The organism is Deinococcus sp. NW-56 (genome assembly GCF_002953415.1).
Classification (GTDB): Bacteria; Deinococcota; Deinococci; order Deinococcales; family Deinococcaceae; genus Deinococcus.
This window is the reverse complement of sequence record NZ_CP026516.1, coordinates 578,624-605,183: the sequence shown is the minus strand read 5'-3', so window position 1 is coordinate 605,183 and position 26,560 is coordinate 578,624. Positions and strand designations below refer to the sequence as shown.

Sequence of the window (26,560 nt, the reverse complement as noted above, 5' to 3'; positions counted from 1 at the left end):
AGAGAACATGAGTGGCCCCGTCCTTGTCCGCGACATCAGCGTTCCCGACACCGACACCGAGTTCCGCAGCGACGTTCAGCTGTCGACGTTCTACGAGAACCGCGAGTTGAACCATGACTTGACCCGGCGCTTCATGTTCACGCGTGGAAGTGGCGGGCGCGAAGGGCGCAAGGGCACGGCGGAACTACTCGACCTGCTGCGACAGACGGCCACCTCGCCCACGCTCGACAATCGATTCGTGTTCATGGCGACTTATGGACACGGCAAAAGCCACTTTGGCCTGGCTGCTGCTAACTACTTCGGGCAACCCCAGGGCTCGCCTGAGCTAGAGACAGTACTCGCCAAGCTTGACCACGTGCTGCCTAAAGACCGCGCGGCAATGTTCCGGCAGTACCGCGAACATACCGCTCCTTTCTTGGTAGTCATCATGAGGGGCGACCGGCCGGGCCGGATGCGCGACGGCTTTTTCCGGGCGCTGGACGATGCGCTCGCGCAGCACGAGGCCACCCGGAACGTGAAGCCCCCCTTCTGGTTCGCCGAAGCGGAAAAGGCGCTTGGGCGCATCGCCGGGAGCCCCGAAGCTGCCGAAAGGGCCGAGGAGTTCCTGGCGAGGCGTGACCTCGACCTGTTCAGCTTGCGGGACATGGTGCAGGGGCGCGAGTCGGCTGCCTACGTCCTGGCGGTGGACGTCTTCCGCGCAGTCTACGGAGTCGCACCTGACTTCGGCGCTGAGACGGCTCTAAATGAAGCAGTGGTCTGGGTTGCGGACACCTTGTGCGGGCCGGACAAGCCCTTTGGAGGCCTGCTGATCATCTTCGACGAGTTCAGCATGTTCATTCGCGACTACAAGACGAACAATCCGACAGGTGCCCCCTTTCAAGAACTAATGAATGGCGTCTCGAACCGACAGGGCAAAGCACTATTCGTGGGACTTTCGCAACATGACCCCAATGTCATTGCGGAGCGAGTTGGTGGCCCCGAAGGCGAGGAGCTCCTCAAGGAACTCAACCGCATCCCGCAGCCCAATCGCCAGAAGATGCAGACCATGCTGGAAGACGTGCTCGGCGCGTACTTTCGCACCGACGAGGGGGCCTGGGCGCAGTTCATGGCGCAGCGCGGCATTGCTACCCGCGTGGCCGACGCCAGCGAATTGGCCTACACCCTATACAAGCGGCGCTACGGCCCCGGCCAGATGGGCTGGGATTTCGAGCTGTTTCAGGAAAAGGTCGCCAAGCAGGCCTTTCCCCTACACCCGCTGACGACGGCGCTGCTGTCGAGCGTGGACCTGGAGAAGTCAACCAGCGTCCGCTCGGTGCTCAACTTCGTTCTCGACGAGGACGGCGGCGTCCGCAGTCACTTCGACGAGCCGGCCCAGCTCGAAGGTGGCCGTCCCAATTGGGTCCTGCCGACCCTGCTGGTCGACTACTTCGGCGAAATGCTGGACGAGGACAAGTTCAAGAACTTCAAGAACGTCTTCAAGCCCGACCTCTCGGACGAGCAGAAAGCCGTGCTCAAGGCGATGCTGCTAATCGACATCGCCGAACTCGCTACGCGGGAAGTGGGCTACGCCTACACGGTGGCGGAACTCGCAGGTCTGGACGAGCCGACCGCGGCCCGCACCCTCAAGGCCTTGGAGGACGAGCACTACATTCGCCGCGACAACGCCAACAAGACCTACTCCTTCTGGGTGGGCTCGAACGGGGCGATGGAGCTCGACCGGCAACTGCGGGAGAGCGTCACGCTGCGCGAGCAGAAGGGCACGCTGCACACCCTGTTCTCGACCTACACCGCGCAGGGCAACGCGGTGAATGAACTGGGTCTGACGGATTGCCACGAGGTGTCGGTGGAGTGGGGCAACCCAACCGACTGGGCTGCGCAGGAAGTCCTGCTGCCCTTTTCGGCCCTGAAGCCCACGGTGCTGGACGCGCTGAGCGCGCAGTACGCGGTGCCGCTCGACAAAGGGCCAAAAGCACGCGGCGTGGTGGTGCTGGTGATTCCGTCCACGCAGGCGGAGGCAGACGCTGCCCCCGCCAAGATTCGGGAGATGTTCAGCATCTCCAGCAAATACGAGACGGCCCCCATGCTCTTCGTCTGCCCGCGCGAGCCGCACGCCGAGCTGACAGGCACACTGCACCGGCTGGCCGTGCTGCATGACCCCCTTTTTGACTCGGCGAATAGGCTCAAAGTGGGCGGTGTGGTCTATGACGAAATGACCGGGCGACTGCGCGACCAAGCGGACGTGGTGCTCGACCGAGTCCGCCGGAGCGGTGACCTGGTGGTGCCCCCGGCCATCAGTGGTGGCCTGGCGGCCAAGAACATCACGGCGGCGACGGCCAACCGCCTGGGCACAGCGCTGGGCGTGGTCTATGCCGCGGCTTACAGCAAGCACCCGGACCGCTTCTTCACCCAGTACAAGCTGAGCGGAACCAATCTGAACAAGGCTGTCGTCGACCTGATTCATGAACTGATCGACAACAGTCTCGACGCGGTGCAGTGGCCTGCCGGTGCCGCCATCCAGAAAGACCTGGTTCAAATGCTCCGAGACCATTGGGGCATCATCAACCCTCGCAAGCAGCTGGTAGAGCCGCAGCACAGCCGTATCAAGGAGGCCTGGGCACGGCTCGACGCGACTTTCGCCCCCAGGGCTGGCAAAGTCTCCCCAGCGGAAGTGCTGAAGGAACTGCTGCACTCCCCCTACGGCTACGATCAGAACACGCTGGCACTGTTGTTCGCGGCCTGGATCGGCAAGAACCGCACGGCGATCAAGCTGGGCGGCATCGGCACCATCAGCCGCCCGACGAACAGCAAGGGGCAATCCCAGAGCCCCTTTAAGAAGCCCGCCGACTTCCTGAAGGCCATGGCTGCCATCGAAATCTCCCGCAAGGACATGGGGCAAGAACTCGCCAAGGTTGCGGCGGTGCTGGGCGCACTGGAGGCTGGTCCCCTGACCCAGGTTGAGGCCAAGAAGGGCCGCCTGGCGCTGGAAGAGTTCAAGACCAACAACCCCCGCTACGACAGCGAGTACTTGGAGACCCTGGAACGCGCTGCTGGGAAGCTGCGTCAGGGGCTGGAGAATCTCGAGTCCTACGACAAAGCCGTCACCGAGTTCGAGGTCAGGCTCAGCCGGGCGAACACCGTCGAAGCGGCGGTGCCCCTGATGGGCACCCTGACCAAGATGCCCCCCCTGACGGTGGTGGTGTCCGAGAAGCCTGGGGTCGACGAACTCCGGACGCAGCTCACCCGGCGCATCCTGCAAGCGGCCGAGCAGCAAGCGGCTGAATTCTCCAAGCTGCCCGACCTCGGCAAGTTCGCGCTGCGCGAGCAGCAGCTCAAAGCCCTGCTGAGCACCCTGAAGCCTCTCAACCTGACTGAAGCGAACGACCGCATCCAGCAGGCCCTTCAAGAGCTGAAGGCGGCCAAAGGACGGCTGGAAGGCGAACAGGCAGCGGAGCAGGAGGTCAGCATCGTCCGGAGCATCCCCACCAAAGGGAACCTGGCAACCCTGCGCGACAGCCTCAGGAGCCTTCAAAAGCTCGACCCCAAGTCGGATCGAGCTGCCGACCTCGCCGAAGAAAAATACACCCAGATCAAGGCCGCCATCAGCGAGCTGGAAGCCCATCTGCATGACCTCCCCAGCCTGCTGGACAGCGTCGCGGACACGGGCGCGGCTAGAAAGCTGCATCAGCAGCTCTTGCAGGAGAACTACCAGTACCGCGACACGCCGGAAGCCGAGCAGATGGCCAGCGCCACGTCCCGCGCCGGTCAACTCGTGGCCTACTTCGAGGCGCTTTCGAGCTGGCGTCCCCCAGCAACCCCCCAGGAAGCAACAGAGACCCGCGCGCGCCTCACGGCGCTGGACGGGCAGTTCGCCGCCTTGTCGCCCGCGCAGCAGGCCCTGGTCGCCGGGGCGCTCGCGGCCCTGGACGAGCAGATCGCCCAGTGCGAGGCCCAGGCGCTGACCTGGCTGGGAGAGCGGCGCGCGCGGCTGGAGAGTGGCGCGGCACCTGCGGCCCTCGCCCGTGAACTGGAGACGCCGCCGGCCTTCCTGCCGGAAGCGAGCCGCCCGGCCCTGGAAGCCTTGAGGGACGCCCTGCGCTCGCAGCTCGACGCGGCGGCCCAGGAGAAGGGCGCTCTAGAGCGGATTCGGGCGGTGCCCGAGACCGGGCCAGTCGTGAAGCTGCGCGAGCGCCTCACCGAAGTGGAGGGCTGGCCCACCCTCACCCCGGCGGTCGCGGAAGCAGCGCGGGCCAAGCAGGAACATCTCCGGAACGAACTTGCCCGTCTGGAGGCCCTGCCCGCCGGGTGGGCCACGCAGGTCGAAGAGCTGCTCACCGCCCAGGCTGCCGGCAAGCTGCACGCGGACATCATCCGGCAGGAGACCCGCTACCAGGGCAGTGAATGGGAAGGGCAGGTGCAGACCCTGGCGGCGCGCGCCAAGCAGATCGAGGAGGTGCTGCGCGAGCTCGAGGCACAGCGCGGCCGCCGCGACACGCGCCTGCGCGACCTGGCCGAGCGGCGGCAACTGCTTGAAGACCGACTCCTCCACCCGGCCCTGGGCGAGCGGCAGCGTGCCCGCATCGAACAGGACGTGCAGGAAGTTCAGCGGCAGACCGACGAGCAGCTCGGGCGCCTCGCCGCCGACCTGGAGCAACAGGCGAAAGCTCTGGGCGCTGCGACCACCGTGCGGGCGGTTCAGGCCGTGGACCTGGGCCGCTTCCCCCGCCCGTGGCTTCCTGCCGAGCTGCAAGCCCAGCTTCAGACCCTGGAGGTTCAGCGGGAGACGTTGCAGCCGGTGCTGCAAGAACTGGAAAGCCTGGGGGCCACTCCCCTGCGCGATCTCGGCCAGGCACACGTCGTCTTGCAACGTCTGGGCGAGTTGACCGCCCACCCGGCCCTCTCCCCTGCGCAGCAGGCCCACGCCGAAGGGCTGCGGCAACAGTTGCTGGGCAGCCTCAAGGCCAAGCGCCAGGAAGCCGAGGGCTGGCTCACGCAGCAGCGCGAGCACTTCGACGCGCTGCGGCCCGAAGACGGTGCCGGCCTCGCCAGGGTGCAGCAGGCCCTACGGACGCCCCCGCCGTTCCTGGACGGTCAGGGGACGCAGAAGCTGCACACCCTGCAGGCCGACGTGGAGCGCCGCCTGGAGGAGAACGAAGTGCTTCAGATCGAGGTGCTGTTCAGCCGCATCACCTCGCCGGAACGCCGTCAGGCCTGTCTGGAACGCCTGCGGCAACTGAGCGGGCTGACCCTCGCATGAAGACCCGGTTCTACCTGGACTCGGCAGGCGGCGCCGAGGTCACCGGAGCGCACCCGGTCAGCAGCGAAGCCGAGTTCCTGCGTCTGGCGCTGGAGGAGCGTCCCCTGCTGGTGCAGGGCGACGCCCTCTGCCGCTGGGCCAGGCGCTATGGCGCGGGGCGGGGCCTCCCCATCCAGGACGTCGTGGCCCCCACCACCCGCATGCAAGGGTTCTTGCCGCACCTGCCTCTGCCGGACGCGCAGGCGGCCCTGGAGCGGTGGCCGGACCTGGCCCGAGCCGGAAGTGCCGAGGAACTCGCGCAGGTCGTGCTGGGTACGGCCACGCCGGTAGGCGAGCCCCGGCATGCCGCGCAGTGGCTGCTGTGGTGGACCGGGGCTGAGGCTGAGCACCCCACCGCGCAGACCCTGATGCGCCAACTGGGCACGGCCCTGGTCGCCGATCTGGACGGGCGCTGGCGTCAGGTCTACGAGGACACCGCCGAGGGTGGCCGCGCGGCGGCCGAGGCCCTGCTGCGGGGCTGGCTGCGGCTGGACGGCGAGGCCCCGGACTGGCCGCGGCCCTTCCCCGTGCCCCTGCCGGGGGCCGTCTCCGAACAGTTCAGCGCAGCGCTGGTGCAAGCCACGGCCGAGCGCGGTCTGGCGGTCTACCGCGACCTGCGGGAGCAGCAGGCCGACCCCCAGGTGCTGGCGCTCGCCGGCACCGTGGCGGGCGAGTGGCTGCGCCACCATCCGGGCGAATTGAACCGGGACGTGCTGCGCGAGGTGCAAGATCACCTCCCGAAAGGGCTGCACGACGCCCTGCTGGCCGGGCTTCCCCGCCCACTCCCCCCCCTGCCGCCCCTGGACGTACCCGCGTGGGCGGGCTGGATGACGGCCGACTACCTGCCCTACCGCAGTTGGGACGGGGCCGACCACGGCGCACTGCGGCCGCATCTGCGGCAGTTCGTGGAGCGCTTCTTGCCCGTCTATGCGGCGGCGTTGAATGGGGGCACCCACGCCGAGAGGCTGATCTGGCAGCGCAGCGCGGCCCTGAGAAGCCAGCCCTACGTGACCCTGGTCGCCGTCTGCGACGGCCTGCATCTGCATGACCTCGCCACCTTGCAGCGCGAGCTGGCCGGGCACGACAGCGGGCACCGCCTGACCCTCACCGGGCAGGACGTCGCGTTCGGCGCCCTGCCCACCATCACGAGCCGGGCCAAGCCGGCCCTGTTTTGCGGCGTCTCCCCCGCGCAGGCGGGGACGCAGCCCCCGCTCGGCCCCCACTCCACCAGGGAGAAGGAGATTGCGGAAGCGTTGCAGAAGGCAACTCCCGGCACTGTGGTGTTCTGGAACATCGCCGAGCCCGACGTGATCTACCACAAGGCCGAAAGTCTGGACCGTGCGCGGGACGAGGTCGCGGCGCGGCTCTCCGTGATCGCCAAGCGGCTGCTGGGGCTGTTGACCACCCTGCCCGAAGGCCTCCCGGTGCAACTCGTCGTGACCACCGACCACGGGCGGCTGCTGCGCACCTCCGCGCGCACGGCCACGCCGCCCGCCAGCTTTACCCCGGAGGGCCGGGCCGCCTACGGGACTTGGGGGGATATTCCCGCCGAGGGCTTCCGGCTAGAGGAGAACTTGGCCCTGCTGGGCCGCAGCCGCTTTGGCCTCGCCGAGGACGCCGCGGCCCTGTTCAGCGATGAGACCTTCGTCGACAGTGCCGGGCGGGGCGGACACGTCATCTGCCCGCACGGCGGCCTGAGCCCCGAGGAAGTCCTGCTCCCCTGGGTGGTCTACGTGCGCGACCTGGCCTTCCGCCTGCCCACCCTGAGCGCCGAGGGAGCAGGCCAGGCCGAAGAAGCGGGCACCTTCACCCTCACCCTGACCAACCCCAATTCGGTGCCGCTGACCGTGGAGCGGCTGGGCGGCTCGCTGGGCGCTCAGGTCACGGACTGGACTGCCTGGACGGTGCCGCCGCAAAGCCAGGGCCGCGTCACGCTGGCTCTCGCGTCCTGGCCGACGTCCGCTGCCCTCGGTGCCCTCACCCTACGCGCCAGCGTGCGCGCGCCCCAGGGCGCAATCCAGGACGTCGCCGTGACGCTGAACCTGCAATCCGAAGAACTGTACACCTCCACCGCGAACATCCTGGGAGACTTGCTGCCATGAACGCCGAAGCCCTGAATGCTCCCTCTCCCCTGGACTGGCAGGCCCTTCACGACCTGAACGGCAAGGTCGCGGGGGTCTTCAAGTCGCTCGCCATCGACAAGCGCCGCCTGCCCGCCAGCCAGCTCACGAAGCGCGGCATCCCCGCCTACGTGGCCGAGTGGGTGCTCGAGAGCGTGGTGCCGGGGCGGGGCGAACTGGGCACCGAGGAGGCCACCAAGGTTCGCGACTGGGCCGCGCGGGTGATCCCCGGCCCTGGCGAGCAGAACATCATCAAGCACCGCCTGGCGCAGGGCCAGACCGTCAAGGTGCTGACTCCCCTGCAGGCCGAGGTGCGGCTGAAAAAGGGCAAGGAGCCGGAGCGCGTCGCGCAGCTCAGTCTGTTGGGCATCGGGGACGCCTACATCGCCGACGCGCTGCTGGAGGACTACCCGGACCTGCTGCGGCACGGCATGTGGGGCGTGGTGGAACTCGGCTCGCTGAAAGACGGCGTGGCCGTGCTGTCCTTCAAGCCCATGCAGGCCAGCGTGAACCTGAAGCTCTACAAGGAGGCCCGGCGGCAGTTCACCCTTCACGAGTGGCGGGCGCTGCTGCTCACCTCGCTGGGCTTTGACCCGGAGGCCTTCACCGAGTGGCAGCAGACCCTGCTGCTGTGCCGCCTGCTGCCGTTGGTGCAGAAGAACATGCACCTGATGGAGCTCGCCCCCAAGGGGACGGGCAAGAGCTTCACCTTCGAGAACATCAGCCCGAAGGTTCGGTTGATCAGCGGCGGCAACATCTCTCCGGCTGTCTTGTTCGTGAACAACGCCAATGGTGCCTGGGGCCTGCTCGCCCGCTTCAGCGTGGTGGTGCTCGACGAGGTGCAGACGGCCCGCTTCGAGAAGCCCGAGGAGATCGTCGGGGGGCTGAAGGGCTACCTCGCCAACGGCAAGCTCACCCGCGGTGGCCTGCACGAGACGGCAAGCGACTGCGGCTTCGTGATCCTGGCCAATATCTCCCTCGACGACCAGCAGCGCCCCCTGCGCGAGCTGCTCGTCGAGGAGTTGCCCGACTTCTTGCAGGAGACCGCCTTTCTCGACCGCATCCGCGCGATGCTGCCCGGCTGGCAACTGCCCAAGCTGAGTTCCAAGCTGCTCGTCGGCCCGGACTCCGCGCTCACCATGGGACTGAAGTCCGACTTCTTCGGCGACGCGCTGATCGCGCTGCGCGACGACCTGGAAGCCGAAAGCTACGCCGCCCGCAACGTACACCTCGCCGGCGACAAGCCCTACCGCCGCAACGAGGAATCGGTGCGCGCGATCGCCGCCGGCCTGATGAAGATTCAGTTCCCCCACGGCGAGCTGACCCCGCTGGACTTCCACCGCTACTGCGTCAAGCCGGCCCTGCAACTGCGGCAGCTGATCTGGGATCAGCTGTACACCCTCGACAGCGAGTACCGGCAGTACGAGCACGGCATCCGCGTCCAATGACCACCTACCTCGACGATCACGCCACCACCCCCTGCGATCCCCGGGTGGTGGAGGCCATGCTGCCCCACTTCACCGGGCAGTTCGCCAACCCCTCGAGCACCACCCACCTGCCGGGGCGCCGGGCTGCCGATGCCGTGGAGCAGGCCCGCGAACGGGTGGCGGCCCTGCTGCATGCCCCTCCAGCGGACGTGGTGTTCACGGCCGGAGCCACCGAAAGCAACAACCTTGCCCTGTACGGCGTGGCCAGGGCCGCGGCGCACGGCTCCCGGCGGCGCATCATCACCTTGCCCACCGAGCACAAGGCGGTGTTGGAGCCCTGCCGCAACCTGGGAGAGCAGGGCTTCGAGGTCGTCTATGCCCCGGTCGACCGGGACGGCCTGGTGGTGCTGGACGCCTTGGAGGAGTTGCTCACGCCGGAGACGCTGCTGGTGTCCATTCAGGCGGCCAACAGCGAGATCGGCACGGTGCAGCCGCTAGCGGAGGTGGGCGAGCGGGTCCGCGCCGCTGGCGCACTGCTGCACTGCGACGCGACGCAGGCGGTGGGCCGCGTCCCGCTCGACTGGCGCGCCCTGCCCATCGACCTGCTCTCCCTGAGCGGGCACAAGCTGTATGGCCCCAAGGGCAGTGGCGCCCTGCTGATGCGCCGCGCTCTGCGCCGGGGCGGCCTGGTGCCCCTCATGCGGGGCGGCGGCCAGGAAGGGGGCCTGCGCCCCGGAACCCACAACGTGCCGGCCATCGTGGGCCTGGGCGTCGCGGCCGAGTTGATGCGGCAGGAAGGACTGGAGGAGGCGGCGCGCGTCCGGGCGATGCGGGACCGCTTTGAGCAGGCCCTGCGGACCCGGCTCCCGGGGGCGCGCATCAATGGCCACCCCTTACGGCGGCTGCCGGGCAACAGCAGCGTGACCCTGCCCGGCGTGGAAGCCGACGCCCTGCTGCTTAACCTCCCCGACTACGCGCTCAGCCTGGGTTCGGCTTGCAACAGCGGTGCCCTGGAACCGTCATACGTACTGACGGCCATCGGCCTGAGCCGCGAAGAGGCGGACGCGACGTTCCGGGTCGGCCTGGGACGGTTCACCCGGGAGGAGGACCTTTCCCGCCTGGTTCAGGCGGTGGCGCAGGCCCACGCCCGGCTCGCGTCCTACGCGCCGCCCTGCTGAGGTGGCCGGAGGGCCGTCCCCTGACTTCTCCTCGGCTGACGGGTGACAGCCGCCTTGGCCTCTTGCAGCTGGGGCGCCTCCACAAAGGCGCCGGTCGGCGCCAGGTACACCCGGGAGGCCCCGACGACCGGTGTGCCGTCGGCCAGGGTAAAGGTGGGGGGGCCGTCCGGGCGGTACCGAACGAGCACCGCGTGGGGCGGAACCTCCTCCCAGGAGCAGGGGCGCCCACAGGCAAAGGCATGCACGTTGCGTTGCCCCATTTGCCAGGCCCGGAGGCGGCCCCCGGCCCGCACCCGGAACGTCACCTCTTCGAGCACGATGCTCTGCACGCGCGCCACGACCCTTCCCTGGTGCAGCACGCTCCAACAGCCCAGACGCCGGTTGCGGTACACCATCACGTGACCGTTGGCCCCTCCCATGCCCTGTTGTAGTCCCCGCCGCCGGACCGCACAGCAACCTGCGCTGCAAGGTCTGTCTTTCGGTCCGGCGCCTGCCGGCGGGGGCCTCTTTACCCCATGAGCTGCCTCAGCAGGGCATGGTCGGGCTCGGCGTGCAGGGCACACCAGCTCAAGTCCCAGGATGGAAAGGCGTGCCATTCGAAGTTAAGTTCCAGCACCCACCGGCCATGTTCCCACCGAATGTCTGCCCAGTCCAGGCGGCGTGCCTGACGCAGCGCCGGCACCTGCCGCACCAGCACCATGGGGGGCGCAGGCCGGTATTCGCGCCCGATGACCTCGCGGGCCCACCTTGGAAGCTGGCCCGGGTGATCTGTGGCCGCCGCCAGTGGGCCTGCTACCCCGGGCACCTCGATCCAGCCCGGACGGAGCGGCCGCACCAGCCCTGGACCGCTCAGCGCCGGCAATGGACGGGACGTGGCCGCCGTGCGTGCCTGGGCCAGAGCCGAACCGGCCAACCGCTGCTGCCGCACGCGCGCCAGGCGCAGCAGCTCCGCTGCCTGCGCCTCGGTTGGCGACAGGGTGAGTTCATACAGGTGCAGGCTCATGTTCCTCCCCTTTGCGGGCACCAGGTGGGCCCGCCCAGGGCCACTGCCCGCGTGATGGTACGGGTCAGGTAGCCCGGCTGCCGGTATTTGGCGCGGGCCAGGCCGCTGGCGCGCAGCAGTCGCTGAAGTTGCGTCAAATCGCGCGTGTAGAACGCCAGGAGGCGCACCGCCGCAAAATCGGCCTCGCTGGGCGAGCTGTAGCCCGCCTCCTGCCAGTGGCCGGCGAGGAGCCGCAGGGCACGTGCCCCGTTCCGCGCGCGCCGCAGGCGCGCCAGAACCTCGCTGTCCGGCAGCAGGTGCGGCTGTGGAGCCATGGCCTCGGGAGCCGGCGTTAGGCGCGACTCGTGGCCTGCGCCCATCACGGCCTGCGCCTGACTGAGGGATCCCAGCGTGCGTGGGCGGCCCGACAGGGTTCTCCCCGTAACGGTGACGTAGCCGTGGGCAAGCCACTCGGTCCCCGATTCCCGCCGCGAGCGCGGCAGCGCCCCCCGCAACCACACGTGCAGGCCGTGCCCAGACGGTGACTGCTCGGCATAGCCCTCCATCCGGGCGACACGCGCCCTGCACCCAGGAGTCAGGGGCCCATCCAAGTCCAGCACCACCAGACCCGGCTCCAGCACAACCCCGAGGCCACTGGCCAGGTGGTCCTCGGCGAGCCGCAGTGCCTGCGGCCAGGGCCACCCGGCGCGGCGGTAGTCCACGGGCATCAGCTGGCCACCATGGGGGCGGACCGGCACCTTGCCGACTCCGCCACCCGGCCGGCGGCGCGCGAGCCAGGGCAGCCAGCGCAGGGCCAGCACCTCCGGGGGCAGGGCCGCCTCCAGTTGCCACGCGGTGGGCAGTCGCCCCGTCACAACCGTCGCCGGGTGCGCCAGGGAGCGTGCCGCCGATGGGCCAGACTCCTGCCTTCCGCGGACGTGGGTTGCAGGCGCCCATCCCGCTTGAGCGGAGTGGAGGCCCCGGTCTCTGTGGCCAGGGGAGGCGGGCTCGTTTGACGTCGAGCGCCCCCTGGTTCCTGGCGCTTGTGGTTCGGTGTTCTGTTCATTCTTCCCTCCTGCCGACTCTGCCTTGCTCCGGCCCCTTGACCCTCTTCCCAACCCGGTCCGGGAGCGCGTGAAGGATCTACCGGGCGACCGGCTGAATGAGCGGCCAGGCGGCGCTGCGGAGTTCAAGACTGCCGGCCGATATGAAAGACTTGGTCGCACCTGGCTCAACGGCGCTGGGAGTCCGCTGGTGCCCAAGCCGGAGGGCCTTCTGGCGGACCTCTGCGCCTCGTGGGGCGACCTCCTGCCAGGCTCCCCCCATGTGCGCGTCATGGGGGACACGGTGGGGGAGCGGAACCGACATGACCCGTGATCGCTTACCGGCAGGCCAACGAACTGGGCTTGGTGGGGCGGCCATCTGCACGCCTCAGCCTAGCCTTGCCGAAGTTCAGGACATTTCAAGTGTTGCGCTGTTGTGCAGCAGCCAGGTCGGCCCATCCTGAACACACCTGGGGCGGGCGGGGGAACACCAGATGAGAGGCGGCGCGGAGTGGTTCGCACCCCCTCTCCGCCGCTCGGGATGACCTCTCGGCTGCCGATCAGGCACGCGGTGGGTTCGGCCAAGCTCCGTGACGGTCATGGGCTGAAGTGTCAGGCCGCGACCATGGTGGCCGGGTTGGATTACGTCACTGGCCATGCAGCAACGTGACGTGAGAACCTGCGGTGGCCACCAGGATGCAACCGTGCCCGATGTCTGAGCGCCCGGGCTTGCGTAATCGGTCGTCTGTGCAAGTCCACAGCCCTGCCCGTGAACAGGCGCTCGCCGGGTTGCACAAAGCTGTTGCGATTCTCCCAGGGACGGCAATACCTTTGTGCAATGGTCATCGGCTACGCGAGGGTCAGCAGGCAACATGATCAGGACACCACGGCCCAGCTGCGTGCCTTGCAGGACGCCGGGGCCGAGCGGATCTTCACCGAGCATGCCTCTGGGGGTCGCTGGGACCGTCCCGAACTGCAGCGCATGATGGATCAGTTGCGCCCCGGCGACGTGGTCACTGTCTGGAAGCTGGACCGCCTCAGCCGCAGTCTCAAGGACCTGCTCCAGATCCTCGACCACATCGAGGCGCAGGGAGCCGGCTTCAAGAGCCTGACCGAGCACGTGGATACCACGACCCCTGCCGGCCGCATGCTCGCCCAGATGCTGGGCGCCTTTGCGGAGTTCGAGCGGGCGATGATTCGCGAGCGCACCCGCGCCGGGCTGGAGCAGGCCCGCGCCGAGGGCCGGATAGGCGGCCGCCGACGCAAGCTGACCCAGGCGCAGGAACGCGAGGTGGTCGAGATGGTGCAGTCCGGTCGCCGCACCGCCGCGCAATGCGCGCGGCTGTTCGAGGTCCATCCCTCGACCGTGACGCGCCTGTTGCAGCGGCATGCGCCCTCCACGCTGCCCGCTCCGGACCACCCGGTGCCCTGACCCTCCCCTCCCCTGTGTCTATGCCCCTCGGTGCAGCGCTGCTGCCCCGCGCTGCCCGATGACGCGGGCGGCATTGAGGTCGGCGTCCATCACGACGCCGCAGGCCGGGTTGTGGCAGGCAAATCGGCGCCGCTGGCGCTGACCCGGCGCACGCGAGCGACACGCGTGACACTCACGGCTGCTGCCCCGTGGATCGACCCGCACCAGCGGAATTGTGTGGGCGTGCAGCATCTGGGGCAGTGTGCTCCAGCACCAGTCGATGACGGCCAACCGACGGGCCCGTTGGGGGAACCGGCTCTGGAACGAGCTCAGGTCCAGCTCCTCGGTGGCCACGAACCCCGCGTCCGCGATCAGCCGCTCCCCGAGCTGTTCGAGGGAAGCGCGGGCCGCCGCGTATTGCAGCGCGTCGTAGAGCACCCGGTGGGCTGGAGAGCGCAGCCCCACCGGACCGTGCGTCCAGGCCGGCGCCGCAGCGCGCGACGCGGTGGCGGCCGTCTCGCCCAGGGCGGCCGTGGCGAGGGTCGCCAGGCCAATGTCGATGCCGGCTCCAGGGCGCTCGCCTGGTGGGCGGATGCGCGCTGGCAGTTCGAACGCCAGCGCCGCGAACCAGTGGCGGCCACTCTGCACCAAGCGGGTCTCCCCGCGCAGCCAGCGTGCAGGTGCCGTCCCTGGCGTCGCGGTCTGCAGGGGCAGGCCAGGCTGCGCGCCCCGTGCCGCGATGGCCTCCAGCTCACCCCACCAGCGCCGCTGCGCGGCAGGCCCCAGCGCGCCGCGCAGCGGCGCGAGCAACGGGGCCACCGCGAACTGCCTGTACGCGGGGGACGCGGCTACGACGGCGGCCTGGCCCACTGAGGGGAGATGGCCCAGCTGGGCACCCACCACCAGCGGACCGAGCTGCAGGGTGTGGTCGTCAAGCCCCTGCTGATCGATCAGGAGGGGCTCAGCCGGTATGTACACCGTCCCGCGAGGCAAGCCCGAGATGCGGCCATAGTCCTGGCGCAGGCCGGTGCCCAGGGCCCCTTCCAGCTGCGGGTAGCTTGCGCGGGCCACCCGGATGTTGCAGGTAATATGCACTTTTTCTCCGTTCTGGCGGGCTTTTTCCACCTCGCCGTCCAGATGTGCTCTGTCGCCTGCGTGCGCCTTCTCTCTGGTCTGGTGACCACACCCCCCCTCCCTACGCTCGGGACATGGCCGCCCCCCCTGTCACCGCCGCGCTGCTGGGTCTCCCGGCGACCTGGCGCGTGACCGGGTACGAGGTGGGCGACCAGGTGCTGTCGGTGACCGCCTGCACCGACGAACGACCGGCCGGACCCTGCCCGCGCTGTGGGCGCGAACAGTGGCAGCGCAGCGGCCAGCAGGCGCGGGTCATCCGCGGTGAGCAGGTCGCGGGGCGCACCCTGATCGGTCAGGTCACCTACGTGCGCTGGCGCTGCGCCTGCGGGGGCAGCCGCATGCCTGAATCTCTCGAGGCCCTGGGCAAGCGGGAGGCGACCACGCGTCTCACCGAGCGTCTCACCCGCCTCGCCTTGCAGCACACCAACAGCGACGCGGCCCGGCTGGCAGGGATCAACACCCAGACGGCCAAGGGCATTTTGGCCCAGACGCTGCCGCGCTTGCTGGAGGGCTACGTTGTCCCCGCCGCGCGGTACGTGGGCGTGGACATCTGTCGGCACTGGCTGCTGATCGTGGATCTGGAGACCGGCCGGCGCCTTGAGGCTCGCCGGCTGGGAGCGCCGGGCGCCCTGGCTACTGCGCTGGCGGCCCTCCCCTGGGTTCCCGAGGTCGTCGTCAGTGACATGGAACGCCAGGTGGTCTCCGCGATCCGTGCGGCCTGGCCGAGCGCCCGCCTGGTGGTGGACCGATTTCACGTTGAACAGCGGGTCTGGGTGACCGTCGAGCGCGTCCTGCGCGACAGCATTCAGCGCGGGCTGTTCTCAGGCCACCACGTGACCCTGCGCGGCCGCGGTCAGCAGGGTGATGATCCGGCGCTGCAGGCGCTGCTGGACTGGCGCAACGCCATCAACACCCTGTTCAAGACCGCGCTGACCCCGGCCGCGCTCCGGGCAGCGCTGGAGGAGTGGCTCACCCGGGTCCCGGACAGCGTGGCGAGAGACAAGCGCGTCAAGCAACTGCTCGCGCTGCTGCGCGGGCTGGCGGGCGAGATCGCCGAATACGCGGCTGGCCAGTTCACCAACGGCGTGACCGAGGCGCTGAACAAATCCGTGGCCCTCCTGCATCAACATGGCGCGTCCCTGGGCGAGGCCGCCATGCGGGCCAAGCTACTCTGCCGCCCGCTTGCGGTGGACTTGCAGGCTGAGGAACAACGGCTGCAGGCGGAGATCAACGAGGTCAGAGCGCGCCTCAGCCCCCGCCGCAGATCCAACGGCACCCCGCTCTCCACACCCGAGAGCGAGACCGTCGGAGAGGCACGGCCTGCCCCTGACGAGGACAAAGCACTTTGCCCTGCCGAGGGTCCTCGGGCAAAGGGTCTCGGCCCCAGCTCACGTCGTTCCCCGTCGTTGGCCACGCTCCAGTGGACCGGATGGGCCGTCCGAGTGGTCGGCTCCAGGTCGGAACCATCGCCACGGCTCCTCTCGGGCGCTCGCCATGTCCGGGCCAGAAGGTCACGTGGCCCACCGACCGGGCTCCCTACGCCTCGGTCCGCCCCCTGAACCGCGCGGTTTCCGACCGGAGACGAATGTCCAAGCACCGCGCAGCCGGGGAACCTTCGGGCCTTCAGCCCCAGCTGGCTGCAGCTACCACACGGCGCAGCCCACTGTCTACCCCTTGACGCCGTCAAGCCATCTAGAACGCGTTCTACGCAGGGTGACCAACGCCTGTTCGATGCCGTACGCTCTGATCCGGAGGTGACATCTTGGGTATGTCGGATCTTGACAATCTGTCTGAGAAGGGAGCGTCTTCGGCCCAGGAGAACGGGCAGCTCCTGAAGCGCCGCCGCTTGGAACTGGGGCTCACGCTGACGGAGGTCACAGCGCGCTCGACGGTGCCGACTGTCGCGTACCTGGGCAGCCTGGAGGCCGGACGCAACAACGTGGCGAAGAGCAAGCACCTGCCGAGCCTGGCTCGCGCGTTGGAATTGAGCGAGGGAGACCTCGCGCGGGTCACCGGCCGACCGATGCTGTCGGCGCTGGTGGACGTTCGTCAGCCCACCCGGCTCAACGTCGCGACGGTGGTGGCGGGCGGCTGGCAGGGCAGCCAGGCGGGGGCCTACACGCTCGACGAGGCGCCCGGGACGGTCCTGGTGGTCGACCCGGCGCAACGCGCACTGGCGGTGGGGCGACACTACGTTGTCCTCGTGCCGGCCACCGGTCAGGTCGTTCGGAGCGTCGGCGTCGAGGTAGAGGGCACGGTGCAGATGCTCCAGAACTCGCAGGTTCTGGCGCCCGACGAGGTTCAGGTGCTGGGCCGCGTCGTTCACGAGGGGCGTGCGCTGTGACCGCGACTCAACACAAGGCCTCCGCAAAGACAGCGAAGGCCAAGTCCAGGAAGAGGGCCGGCCAGGCGATGGAAAAGGTGTCCGTGTGCCTGCGCAAGGACGGGCGCACGGTCGTGAGCGTGGAATTGCCGAAGCAGCCCACTGGAGAGCGCAACCGCATTCAGCGGAGCTTCCGCACCCCTGAAGCGGCCGAAGCTTACATAGAGAATCTGGACATCGAGCAACTCGCTCGGGTGCCCGCTGATCTACGGAACATTGATGTGGGCGGGTGGATGGAAAAATACGTGGAGGAGTTGCCCCGCGGCGAGTACAGCACCGAAGTCGACCGGGGCTGGATCAAGGCCATCATCGTGAAGGGGCTGGGCTCCATCAAGCTCGCCACGTTGTCGCCTTCTGACATTCGCGGGCTCCTGCGGGCGCTGCGCGACGACGAGCAGAAGTCGAAGGGCACCTGCGACAAAGTCCTCCACATGCTGCGGGCGGCCCTGCGTCAGGCGGTGGATGACGGGCTTCTCAAGGTGAACCCTGCGGAGAACGTCAAGCCCGTGAGGGCCAAGGGCAAGGCCAAGGTGCGCCAGCCGGAGTGGTCCGAGCAGCAGGTCAAGGCCATTCTGGAGGCCGGCAGGGACTCGAAGATTCCAGTGTTGCTGCCGCTTGCGCTGTTGACGGGGGCACGCATCGGGGAACTGATCGGGCTGCGAATGCAGGACTACGACCCGGTGACGGGCGTCCTGTCGATCAACGGCACGGCCAAGCGGCACGGGGGCCGCGGCAAGGGCAAGACCGAGGCGGCCCACCGGCAGCTGACCCTGCCCAAGGCGGTGCGCCGGGCGCTGGACCAGCACCTGGCGGCGGTGGAGCAGCAGAAGCTGAAGATGGGCTCGCAGTGGGGCCAGCGCAAGAAGGGTTCTGAGGAGGGACGCGAGAAGCAGCGCCAGCGGGCGCGGGCCCGTTGGAACAGCGGCCTGCGCGAAGGATGGGTTCCGCCACCCCCGCTGACCGAACCCTATGAACCCCTGTTCCCCTCCAGCCGAGGCACGCCACTGAACGCGAACAACGTGCGGACCGAGTGGCGCCGGATCATGGCGGCCTGCGCCGCCCGGGACGAATCCTTTCCCCAGGGCTGCAGCTTCCTCCAGACCCGCGCCCACTTCATCACGAAAGCCCTTCACAGCGGGCTGGACAACTTGAAGGCGGTACAGGACATCGTGGGCCACGCGTCCCCGGTCATGACCCTGCGCTACGTGCTGCCCAATCCGGAGCGGCAGAAGCAGCTGCTGGAGAAGACAGCGAAAATTCAGGGCTGGGAGGACCCCGAAGACCCGATCACGCCTGACGACACCTGACCGTTCTGCACCGCCGACCCCCCTGCTTGGTGACGAATCTGGTGACGGGCAGGCAGCCTCGCCTATGCCTCAAAAAGAAGAACGCCGTCTAGGACGGCGTTCTGTCTGGTGGAGGCTAAGAGATTCGAACTCTTGACCCTCCGCTTGCAAAGGGCCTTTGGAGCTTATCTACGTATCCCTTGCGCTTGCCGAGGATCCCTGTACATCCCGTCCAAGAGGGAGTATTGCTCCTACTTTTCCCTGGTAGTCCCTCTTGTTCACCGAAAGCTCCGAGGCTTACTACACGTCCACTACACACTGCGGGGAGAGCGGAACCCGGATGGAGGCTGCACCAGGTCATACCATCGCGTCAATCTCAAATTTTCCCCGTCTTCTGGGCGACGGAGGAAATCACTTCCTCTACTACCTCCATGAACAGCATCCGCCGCCTCACCTGATACTCCGCCATAGCCTGCTTCTGTGCCTCTGCCAGCCGCCGTTGCAGCAGGAGGACTTGCTGCTCAAACTGCACCTCCGTCGCTGCCTTAGCCGCGGGAGACGCCACACAACGCAGTCGGTGGCTCTCAATCAGCGTAGCCGACGCTGAAGCCTGCTCCAGCAAACCCTGGAACAGGAGGGCTTCCTCGTGGCTCTTGAGGGTCACTTCAAAGGTGTAGGGCAGGTTGGCTCGCCGCCGGAGTTCATTCTCGGCATCGGCGACGCGAAAGCTGGGGTCAAGGTCAGGCAAATCCACACCTTCCCTCTCCATCCTTTGGACCAGCAGCGCGACTGCCTTGGCACGCTCCCCCTCGTAGGGGCTGTGCAGCGCCAGTTGAAGCACGCGGCGCAGTTGTTCATGGGGACTGTCCATTACACCTCAAGTCAGATAGGTAGCGCCCTGCCGGATGACCTCGATGGTCTTCTCGTGGCGTGCCCGTTTCAGTTGCAGCTCTTGAATGTCCTGACCGATGGCTTCTTCCCTGTGCTTGCAGCTCAGGAGATCCTTTTTCAGCTGCGCCACCCGGTCTTCGATCTGCTGGAGTTTGGCGGCACGCTGCTGGTCGTACGTCGCACGCACCGCGTCAAGCGCGCCCGCCGGGAGGTGCGCCGGAGTGAACTGGAAGAACTGTTCTTGCATCGCCCGCCAATCCATCAGTTCCTGCTGCTTTTTCGGCCCCACACCCTTGATGTAGCGCACGTCCGGCGTGATGTCCTTCGCCGTGTAGATCCCACGGGCATTGAGGTTGGCGATGATGGAGGCCCCGATACCGGGTATATCGCCAGGCTGAAGCACAAAACGTTCCAGATGCCGTTCCAGCATGACCTTATGCTGTCTGTTGACGGCTTCTTGCACCGCCGTGTGCTCCTTGAGGTCCAGGCGCTTGATCTCCTCTCGCAACGCATTCAACTGAGCAATGGCGTCACGGTAGCCTTTTGCGGCGCTGGCCGCCATCTGCCGTGAGCGAGCCTCCGCAATCTTTCTCTCCAGCTCTTTGGCCTCATGCGCGTGCTCCCGGGAGGCCAGATCAAGCTTCAGCCGGTAGTCACTCTTCACCCGCTCCACGCTGAGGGCGTGCTGACGCTCCAGGGACTCCACCTCTCGCTTCCACTGGAACTGCCGCTGCTGCACCTGAGCGGCGTACTGACGGTTTTGCTCTTTGACCAACTCTTGCAGCTTTCGCTCACGCCGCTTCTTGAGGTTCGGCGCGGAATTCACGGAAAACGCGTAGAGGGCCAGCACCACCGTCAACATCGCGCCGAAGAACTCCCCCTGGGCGATGTTGGACAGCGTCGCCAGAGTTAGGAGCAGCGCCCAGAAGAGGGCCTGCCCGGAGAAGACCTTCGGCTCCGCCAGTGGTGGTGGGACAGTCGCGGGAGGCGCGGAGGGCAAAGAAGGAGCGGGCGGTGCACTCGCGGGGCGGGCTGGGAGGGGGAACGGCGTAGGCGTCACGTTCAAGGTGGGCGCTGGGGGTGGAGGCGGCACGGGGATGGCCCCGAGGTCCGCCCAGATCCGGTTCAGTTCCCGCTCCACATCCAGGCGTTTGGCACCCGCAGGGATCCCCGTCTTCACGGTGGCCGCCTGCGCGTTGGCCGGAAGCAGAGCGCACCACGGGCAGGGCAGTCGCCGGTCATGCTTATGGTCCGCGTTCTTGCGGCAGGTCGTGAGGTTCTGCTCGAGGGTCGCCAGGGCGCGCTCCCACTCCGACGCCGTAGGCCGTCCCTGATGACGCGGGGAGAATGCACGTTCGAACAGGCTGCGCAGGTCCGCGTGGACATGCTGCAACGTCATGGTCATCGGCGGCGGCGTGACGCCGTGGTTGTACTGAAGGGAATACGCGAACTTGTCCGCCGCAATGGATTCTGCCGGAGTCAGGCTCGCCCTGTTGGCATGAACGCCCGCGTAGGGGTGACGGCCGTCAAACAGCAGGTGAAAGAGCAGCGCGGCCAGCCCGAACAGGTCATGCTCGACCGTGCGGACAAGGGACCCGAAGCGCTGCCCCTGCAATTCCGGCGGCGTGAATTCCGCTGTGCCCACCGGGCAGGGGTAGACCGTCGTCCCGACCCTGATCTGAAAGCTGTCCGTGTCGATGAGGCGCACGATGCCCTGCTTGGACACGAGGATGTTCCGGGCGCTGACATCTCCCATCAGGTGCCCGTGGTGGTGCAGCAGACCGAACGCCCGTGAGACGTTGCGCGCCACGCGCACGAGGAGGCGCCAGTCCGCCGTGGGGAACTTCTGACGACGGGACGAGGGGCGGTACAGGTTGTGCAACTCGTGGTATTCCGACTCGTCCACCAGCGGCATCACGAAGCCGTGCACTTGCCCACTTCGGTCGCGCAGCAGGGTCTGGGGCCACGCGCTCACCCCCAGCAGTTCCGGATGACTGGCCTGCGCCAGGGCGGTGAGCTTGTTGACCACTTCGCCCGAGGGGCGCTGCAAGTAGACCTTGGCCACCGCGTCCGGTTGCCCGCTGACCTCGTAGACCGCGCCCTGTCCCCCGCGCCCGAGTTCGCGGCCCAGCGGCACGGGTCTGCCGCCGATGTCACTCAGCTGCATGGTCGTCATACAGGCTCTCCCACGGCCTCCTCCACCTCGGTCACTTCAGGCTCCTCCGGTGTGGCCTCACCCCCGGGGGCAGGACGTTCCCGGCGGCTACACAGGATCAGCGTCTTGTCGTCACTGGTGCGGGCGTTCACGCCGGGGGAATCCAGGAACCGGGCCAGGCCCGCCTGCAGGTGCCCATGGTTCTCCGTGCCCACACCGTCCAGGGCCTCCACAGCCTGCAGGAGAGGTTCGAAGAAGGGGACGTGCGGGGCACGCTGCTGCAGCGCCAGCGCCAGGGTCTGCAGCCCGTCGGTCATGAGCGCCACCCGGTCGACCGCTCCCTCCAGCACCCGCGTGTGAATGTGGTCGTCCGGGGCGTCCGTGATGAAGTAGGTCTGGTTGGCGTACTCCCCGTTGTCCGGCCAGAAGACGACCTCGAGGGGGGTGGTGGCCTGCTGGATGACGGTCGCGCCGTCGCCCACCTGGAGGAACCAGGCCCGGTCCGGCAAGACGGCCGCGACGTTCAACGTGCAGGCCAGATCACGGAGGGCGTACTCCCGCTCAGGATCCTCGGCGTAGTTCTGCAGCACGAGCCGCAGGGCGCGGACGAGGGCGAGTCCGTCTCCCCCGTCCAGGAACTGCGCCCCGTCACTCAAACGGTGCTGCAGCCACCTCAGGGTTTCCTCGCAGACTTCACGGCTGCCCTCGTGAGAGTGCTGAGCGCTGCCCGCCCCGTCTGAGGTCACCAGCAGCAACAGGGGTTCGTCCTGTCCGTTGGTCACCACCTTGACGGCCTGACTGTCCTGACAGGGCTGCCCCGTGCCAACGTGCGCCGTGCCCATCGCGGAGGCGTGTATGTAGCGCCACGCGGACAAGATTAGACCTCAGCCCAACCCTTGGGGCTGGCCAGGGTGACCTTGTCCCCCGGCGTGCTCTGGGACACGCTCTTGAGACTGGCCGACAGCCACTGGAACAGTTCACGGAACTTCACCCCGTCCAGCATTAGCGGGTCCGTATGAGACAGCTGACGCAACAGGTCCATGTTGGCCCCCTGCACGCCCACCGCGAAGAAGGCGAAGGCCTTGTTCTCCTGCCCGCGCTTGATCTCCTGCGCCGCCTGCTGCCAGTTGTCCGTCGGTGCCCCGTCCGTGATCAGGAAGACCCACGGGCGGTACAGCCCCACGCCTCCCTGCCGGATGGCCTCCTTGCGGCGCTTGAGCATCTCCAGTCCCCGCAGCACGGCCGCACCGAGTGGGGTGTCCTGCTCCGCTTTCAACTGGGGCGGGACGAAGTGCTCCGCCGAGGTGAAATCCATGACCTCACGCACCGGGCCGAAGCTGACGATGGCCACTTCACACCGGGCCGCCGCCAACGCATCGTTCGCCAGATCGTCCCGAAAGTGCATCAATCCTTCGTTCAACTGCTGAATTTTGTTGCCCTGCATGCTCCCGCTGTTGTCCAGCAGCAAGAGCACCGGGCAACGGGGTTCCGGGTTGTCCGCGAATTCGGCCAGGTCGAAGGGAAGCTGCGCAAAATCGCTGTGCGACATGACCTGAGTGTACCGGGGGGGATGGGCGCCGCCGTCAAACTTTGGAGACTCGACGGGCCGCCACGGCGGTACCTTGACGCTCCTCGAGTTGCGCGGCCCCGTCCACCCTCTCCGGGAGATCGCCATCGGGGCCGAGAGTCGTGGTGAAGATGCTCGCCTTCGATCCCAGTCCCACCAGAGCCGAGGCAGACGAGCCGATCACGAGGGGGAAGAGGATCAGGGCCTTGCCATCAGCCCGCACCAGCGCGGTCGTATTTGTCCGTCCAGTGGCCTTTACATGGACCCTACGCCGACACAAGCGTTCGGCAACTCCATCCGCTCGTCGAAGCTGCGGGTCTCCACGTAGACACTCGAACTGCTCAGGCCGGGCAGGTTCCAGGTTGCGGGGGCGCCGCAGCACCCAGTGGCAGGCATACCCAGCTTCTTGAAATAGGCGTCCATCCGCTTGTAAGCTGCGTCGTCCAGCAACACAGAGGCCATCAGGGGCGTTTCTTTTGCGCTGCAACGGCCGGGCGCTGTGCTCAGAGGCCCCTTCATGCTTCCGACGAACCTCGCGGCCACGGCCCTGGCGTTGGCCGGTTCCACGCGGTTGATCAGGGCACGCAGCCTGACCTCGTGGGCCGCCTGCACCATATAGAGCGTCATCCAAGAGCCGGTCTTCGCCCCATAGACGGTGCTGCCCTGCACGGCGCGGGGCACCTTCATCGGATCCAGGCCCAGGGTGTTGTTCCAATTGGTCCAGGTGAGCTTGAGCCAACTGCGCGGAATAGCCTGCCCTGCTCCGGTTGCGGCCAGACGATTGAACTGGGCTGGGCTTGGCGTAAGCGGGTACTCACCGTGCGGGCGCCCCATCCACCCCATCATGGCGACCCGGCCGTCGACCAAGTAGGTGAATGCCCCCCCGTCAAGCACTCCGAGGTAGGTGGTGCGAGGGTCAATCTTGGCAATCACGGCGTCCCTGCAGGAGAGTTCCTGACAAAGGCCAGTGGCCTTGAGTGCCGTGGCAGCTCCCCGTGACAGATTGATCCGCTGGCCCAGCACAGGAGTCGCAACTGCGCTGGAGCACAGCGCGAGGAGCACGGCTACAGAAGTGGAACGCTTCATAGGCAGAGTGTAAGAGCGTGGGTTGCCCCTCAAGGCCACAAATCTGCATCCAGGACGCCTCGTCCTACGAGCCCTCCGAAGGGACCTCATAATCGGTCCAACACATACTGAGCGTCTGCGCCTAGGGCTGGATAGGCAGAGATCAGTCGCCGCACACTTGCTGCGGCGGGGCGCTGACCGACCCGCTACAGTACCGGCACCATGCCAACCGAAGCCGATACCTGCCGCACCTACGTCCTGCCGGGGCTGTACGCGGCAGGCTGGACGGATGAGCAGATCCGCGAGCAGATGACCTTCACCGACGGCCGCATCCTGGTGCAGGGACGCACCGCCAAGCGCGGGAAGCCCAAGCGGGTGGACTACCTGCTGTCGCTCAGCCGGGACTATCCCCTGGCCGTCGTCGAGGCCAAGGCCGAGTACCTCAGCCCTGCCCAGGGCCTCCAGCAGGCGATTGACTACGCCACCGTGCTCCGGCTGCCGTTCGCCTACAGCACCAACGGCCACGGCATCGTCGAGCGGGACCTCTTGACTGGGGTGGAGAGCGAACTCGGTGCTTTTCCCAGCCCCGCCGAATTGCGCGACCGGGTCCGGGCGCACCGGGGCCTCCCACCCCAGGCCGAGGACCGCCTGCTCCTCCCCTATCACCGGGGCGACCGGGTGCCCCGCTACTACCAGCGCATCGCCATTCAGACCGCCAGCGAGGCCATCCTGCGCGGCCAGAAGCGGGTGTTGCTGACCCTCGCCACCGGGACGGGCAAGACCGAGATCGCCTTCCAGATCGCCTGGAAGCTCTGGCAGGGCCGCTGGAATCTCGACGGCAGTTCCCGTCGCCCCCGCGTTCTGTTCCTGGCCGACCGCACCATCCTGGTGGACGACCCCAAGGACAAGACCTTCGCGCCCTTCGGGACGCTGCCGGACGGCGACGTGCGCTTCAAGATCGAGCGGGGGCAGGTCAACCTCGCCCGCCAGATGTACTTCGCCACCTACCAGGCGCTCGCCGAGGACGACGCCCGTCCCGGCCTCTACCGGCAATACCCGCCGGACTTCTTCGACCTGATCATCGTGGACGAGGCGCACCGTGGGTCGGCGGGCGAGGACAGTTCCTGGCGGGCCATTCTGGAGCACTTCAGCGGGGCCACCCAGCTCGGCATGACGGCCACCCCGCTGCGTGAGGACACCCGCGATACCTACGCCTACTTCGGCCAGCCAGTGTACGAGTACAGCCTCGCCCAGGGGATTCAGGACGGCTTCCTGGCCCCCTATCAGGTGCGGCGAATCATCACCGACGCGGACGCGGCGGGCTGGCGTCCTATACCCGGCCAGACCGACGCCTATGGGCGCGAAATTCCCGACGGCGTGTACGGCACCAAGGACTTCGAGACCTTCATCTCGCTGGAGCCTCGCACGAAGGCCGTCGCCCGGCATCTGGTGGACTACCTGCGGGCGACGAACGTCATGGACAAGACCCTGGTCTTCTGTGTGGATCAGGAGCACGCCCTCCAGATGCGAAACGAGATCGCCCGCCTGATGCCGGACCTGCTGGCCCGGTTCCCGGACTACGTGGCGCGGGTGGTCGCGGACGAGGGCGACATCGGCAAGGGGCACCTCTCGACCTTTCAAGACCCTGAGAAGGCCAGTCCAGTCGTCCTGACGACCTCGCGGCTGCTGTCCACCGGGGTAGACGCTCCCACCGTCCAGAACGTCGTCATCTTCCGCGTGGTGGGGGCGATGGCCGAGTTCAAGCAGATCATCGGGCGTGGCACGCGGGTGCGCGAGGACCACGGCAAGTTGTTCTTCACCATCTTCGACTACACGGGGAGCGCCACCCAGAAGTTCGCCGATCCGGAGTTCGACGGCGTGCCGGTCAGCACCACCGTCACCGAGATCGGCTCCGAGGGTCAGGTCGAGGCCGAAGAGGAGGACGCCGGGGGCGAGCTTGACCCGGAGGGTGTCCTGGTCGATCCCTGGAACACCGTGGCCGAGCACAGTGAGCGCCCCAGCAAGTACCTCGTCCAGGGCGGCGTGAGCGTCCAGGTGCTGCACGAGACGGTGCAGGAACTCGACGCGAACGGCAGACAACTCCGCACGGTGGAGTTCACGACCTACGCGGGCGAACAGGTTCGCAGCCTCTCCATGACCGCCGACGACCTGCGCCACCGCTGGGCCGACCCCAGGGAGCGCCAGCGCATCACCGAGGCTCTGGAGGAACGCGGGGTGGCGCTGGAGCATCTGGAACGGGTGATGGGCCGCGAGGACAGCGACCCCTTCGACCTGCTGATCCACGTCGCCTTCGGCGGCCCCATTCTGACCCGCAGGCAACGCGCCGAGGCGGCCAAAAAGCGCCAGCCCGACGCCTTCGCCCAGTACGGCCCCGTCGCGCAGACGATCCTGGATCAGCTTCTCCACCAGTACGCGGAACACGGCATCGACGAGCTAAGCGGCGGGGCCGAGGTGTTCAAGGTGCTGCCCGCCACGCGGCACCTCAACCTCGCCGAGGTGGGGCGGGCCTTCGGCGGCCTGCCCAGCCTGCGTCAGGCCCTGGATACCCTGCCGCGCCTGATCTACGCCTGAGCGGTAGGGGTATACGGGGGAGGCTGCTGGATT

18 protein-coding genes are annotated in these 26,560 nt (G+C 67.7%); 9 read left to right on the top strand and 9 right to left on the bottom strand.

From position 1 onward, the window contains the following. Positions 1 to 7 precede the first annotated feature (7 nt). From C3K08_RS03145 to C3K08_RS03130, 4 genes are read left to right on the top strand one after another with little or no spacing between them, the layout of a single operon-like run. The gene (locus tag C3K08_RS03145) at positions 8 to 5,254 is read left to right on the top strand and encodes a hypothetical protein (protein WP_104989993.1); all 5,247 of its coding nucleotides are present in this window, start codon (positions 8 to 10) and stop codon (positions 5,252 to 5,254) included. Further along, a complete protein-coding gene (locus C3K08_RS03140; RefSeq protein WP_104989992.1) occupies positions 5,251 to 7,395 on the top strand; it encodes a hypothetical protein in 2,145 nt (714 codons plus the stop codon). The genes C3K08_RS03145 and C3K08_RS03140 overlap by 4 nt, the downstream gene beginning before the upstream one ends. Next, the gene (gene brxL, locus C3K08_RS03135) at positions 7,392 to 8,861 is read left to right on the top strand and encodes a BREX system Lon protease-like protein BrxL (protein WP_104989991.1); all 1,470 of its coding nucleotides are present in this window, start codon (positions 7,392 to 7,394) and stop codon (positions 8,859 to 8,861) included. The genes C3K08_RS03140 and brxL overlap by 4 nt, the downstream gene beginning before the upstream one ends. After that, positions 8,858 to 10,018, top strand: coding sequence for a cysteine desulfurase family protein (locus C3K08_RS03130; RefSeq protein ID WP_104989990.1), 1,161 nt, complete (start codon positions 8,858 to 8,860; stop codon positions 10,016 to 10,018). Before brxL ends, C3K08_RS03130 begins: the two co-directional genes overlap by 4 nt. On the opposite strand, the gene C3K08_RS03125 is transcribed toward C3K08_RS03130, so the two are convergent. From C3K08_RS03125 to C3K08_RS03115, 3 genes are all read right to left on the bottom strand, one after another. Next, the gene (locus C3K08_RS03125; RefSeq protein WP_158679834.1) at positions 10,000 to 10,356 is read right to left on the bottom strand and encodes a hypothetical protein; all 357 of its coding nucleotides are present in this window, start codon (positions 10,354 to 10,356) and stop codon (positions 10,000 to 10,002) included. The two genes, C3K08_RS03130 and C3K08_RS03125, sit on opposite strands and share 19 nt — an antisense overlap. A 170-nt stretch (positions 10,357 to 10,526) precedes the next feature. Then, on the bottom strand, positions 10,527 to 11,021 hold the full coding sequence (locus C3K08_RS03120; RefSeq protein WP_104989988.1) for a hypothetical protein: 495 nt from the start codon (positions 11,019 to 11,021) through the stop codon (positions 10,527 to 10,529). Then, a complete protein-coding gene (locus C3K08_RS03115) occupies positions 11,018 to 11,875 on the bottom strand; it encodes a hypothetical protein (RefSeq protein WP_104989987.1) in 858 nt (285 codons plus the stop codon). Before C3K08_RS03115 ends, C3K08_RS03120 begins: the two co-directional genes overlap by 4 nt. 1,006 nt (positions 11,876 to 12,881) lie before the next feature. On the opposite strand from C3K08_RS03115, the gene C3K08_RS03110 reads away from it, so the two are divergent. After that, on the top strand, positions 12,882 to 13,475 hold the full coding sequence (locus C3K08_RS03110; protein WP_104989986.1) for a recombinase family protein: 594 nt from the start codon (positions 12,882 to 12,884) through the stop codon (positions 13,473 to 13,475). A gap of 18 nt (positions 13,476 to 13,493) precedes the next feature. On the opposite strand, the gene C3K08_RS03105 is transcribed toward C3K08_RS03110, so the two are convergent. Beyond that, positions 13,494 to 14,579, bottom strand: a complete 1,086-nt coding sequence (locus C3K08_RS03105; RefSeq protein ID WP_104989985.1) for a zinc ribbon domain-containing protein — start codon at positions 14,577 to 14,579, stop codon at positions 13,494 to 13,496. Between the two features lie 83 nt (positions 14,580 to 14,662). Here C3K08_RS03105 and C3K08_RS03100 point away from each other — a divergent pair, with 83 nt between their 5' ends. From C3K08_RS03100 to C3K08_RS03090, 3 genes are all read left to right on the top strand, one after another. Beyond that, positions 14,663 to 16,147, top strand: coding sequence for a transposase (locus C3K08_RS03100; protein WP_104989984.1), 1,485 nt, complete (start codon positions 14,663 to 14,665; stop codon positions 16,145 to 16,147). 209 nt (positions 16,148 to 16,356) lie between these two features. Continuing rightward, on the top strand, positions 16,357 to 16,932 hold the full coding sequence (locus C3K08_RS03095) for a helix-turn-helix transcriptional regulator (protein ID WP_104989983.1): 576 nt from the start codon (positions 16,357 to 16,359) through the stop codon (positions 16,930 to 16,932). Positions 16,933 to 17,000: 68 nt separating this feature from the next. Further along, the gene (locus C3K08_RS03090) at positions 17,001 to 18,278 is read left to right on the top strand and encodes a site-specific integrase (RefSeq protein WP_104989982.1); all 1,278 of its coding nucleotides are present in this window, start codon (positions 17,001 to 17,003) and stop codon (positions 18,276 to 18,278) included. Positions 18,279 to 18,633: 355 nt separating this feature from the next. Here the strand turns inward: C3K08_RS03090 and C3K08_RS03085 are convergent, their stop codons facing one another. From C3K08_RS03085 to C3K08_RS03060, 5 genes are all read right to left on the bottom strand, one after another. Next, entirely contained in the window at positions 18,634 to 19,128 is a 495-nt protein-coding gene (locus C3K08_RS03085; RefSeq protein WP_158679833.1) for a hypothetical protein, read from the bottom strand. A gap of 6 nt (positions 19,129 to 19,134) precedes the next feature. Further along, positions 19,135 to 21,324, bottom strand: coding sequence for a protein kinase (locus C3K08_RS03080; RefSeq protein ID WP_104989980.1), 2,190 nt, complete (start codon positions 21,322 to 21,324; stop codon positions 19,135 to 19,137). Next, positions 21,321 to 22,178: a PP2C family serine/threonine-protein phosphatase gene (locus tag C3K08_RS03075; RefSeq protein WP_158679832.1), complete on the bottom strand. Its 858-nt coding sequence runs from the start codon at positions 22,176 to 22,178 to the stop codon at positions 21,321 to 21,323. Before C3K08_RS03075 ends, C3K08_RS03080 begins: the two co-directional genes overlap by 4 nt. A 2-nt stretch (positions 22,179 to 22,180) precedes the next feature. Continuing rightward, entirely contained in the window at positions 22,181 to 22,852 is a 672-nt protein-coding gene (locus tag C3K08_RS03070; protein WP_104989978.1) for a VWA domain-containing protein, read from the bottom strand. 273 nt (positions 22,853 to 23,125) lie between these two features. Then, positions 23,126 to 23,956, bottom strand: a complete 831-nt coding sequence (locus tag C3K08_RS03060) for a hypothetical protein (RefSeq protein WP_104989976.1) — start codon at positions 23,954 to 23,956, stop codon at positions 23,126 to 23,128. A 201-nt stretch (positions 23,957 to 24,157) separates the two neighbouring features. On the opposite strand from C3K08_RS03060, the gene hsdR reads away from it, so the two are divergent. Next, positions 24,158 to 26,527: an EcoAI/FtnUII family type I restriction enzme subunit R gene (gene hsdR, locus C3K08_RS03055; RefSeq protein ID WP_104989975.1), complete on the top strand. Its 2,370-nt coding sequence runs from the start codon at positions 24,158 to 24,160 to the stop codon at positions 26,525 to 26,527. The last annotated feature ends 33 nt before the right edge of the window (positions 26,528 to 26,560 follow it).

What these genes read in the sequence shown, in the direction of transcription:
- C3K08_RS03145 (WP_104989993.1), top strand. Translation starts at nt 8, where the DNA reads ATGAGTGGCCCCGTCCTTGTCCGCGACATCAGCGTTCCCGACACCGAC.
- C3K08_RS03140 (WP_104989992.1), top strand. Translation starts at nt 5,251, where the DNA reads ATGAAGACCCGGTTCTACCTGGACTCGGCAGGCGGCGCCGAGGTCACC.
- brxL (WP_104989991.1), top strand. Translation starts at nt 7,392, where the DNA reads ATGAACGCCGAAGCCCTGAATGCTCCCTCTCCCCTGGACTGGCAGGCC.
- C3K08_RS03130 (WP_104989990.1), top strand. Translation starts at nt 8,858, where the DNA reads ATGACCACCTACCTCGACGATCACGCCACCACCCCCTGCGATCCCCGG.
- C3K08_RS03120 (WP_104989988.1), bottom strand. Translation starts at nt 11,021, where the DNA reads ATGAGCCTGCACCTGTATGAACTCACCCTGTCGCCAACCGAGGCGCAG.
- C3K08_RS03110 (WP_104989986.1), top strand. Translation starts at nt 12,882, where the DNA reads ATGGTCATCGGCTACGCGAGGGTCAGCAGGCAACATGATCAGGACACC.
- C3K08_RS03100 (WP_104989984.1), top strand. Translation starts at nt 14,663, where the DNA reads ATGGCCGCCCCCCCTGTCACCGCCGCGCTGCTGGGTCTCCCGGCGACC.
- C3K08_RS03095 (WP_104989983.1), top strand. Translation starts at nt 16,357, where the DNA reads ATGTCGGATCTTGACAATCTGTCTGAGAAGGGAGCGTCTTCGGCCCAG.
- C3K08_RS03090 (WP_104989982.1), top strand. Translation starts at nt 17,001, where the DNA reads ATGGAAAAGGTGTCCGTGTGCCTGCGCAAGGACGGGCGCACGGTCGTG.
- C3K08_RS03085 (WP_158679833.1), bottom strand. Translation starts at nt 19,128, where the DNA reads ATGGACAGTCCCCATGAACAACTGCGCCGCGTGCTTCAACTGGCGCTG.
- C3K08_RS03080 (WP_104989980.1), bottom strand. Translation starts at nt 21,324, where the DNA reads ATGACGACCATGCAGCTGAGTGACATCGGCGGCAGACCCGTGCCGCTG.
- C3K08_RS03070 (WP_104989978.1), bottom strand. Translation starts at nt 22,852, where the DNA reads ATGTCGCACAGCGATTTTGCGCAGCTTCCCTTCGACCTGGCCGAATTC.
- C3K08_RS03060 (WP_104989976.1), bottom strand. Translation starts at nt 23,956, where the DNA reads ATGAAGCGTTCCACTTCTGTAGCCGTGCTCCTCGCGCTGTGCTCCAGC.
- hsdR (WP_104989975.1), top strand. Translation starts at nt 24,158, where the DNA reads ATGCCAACCGAAGCCGATACCTGCCGCACCTACGTCCTGCCGGGGCTG.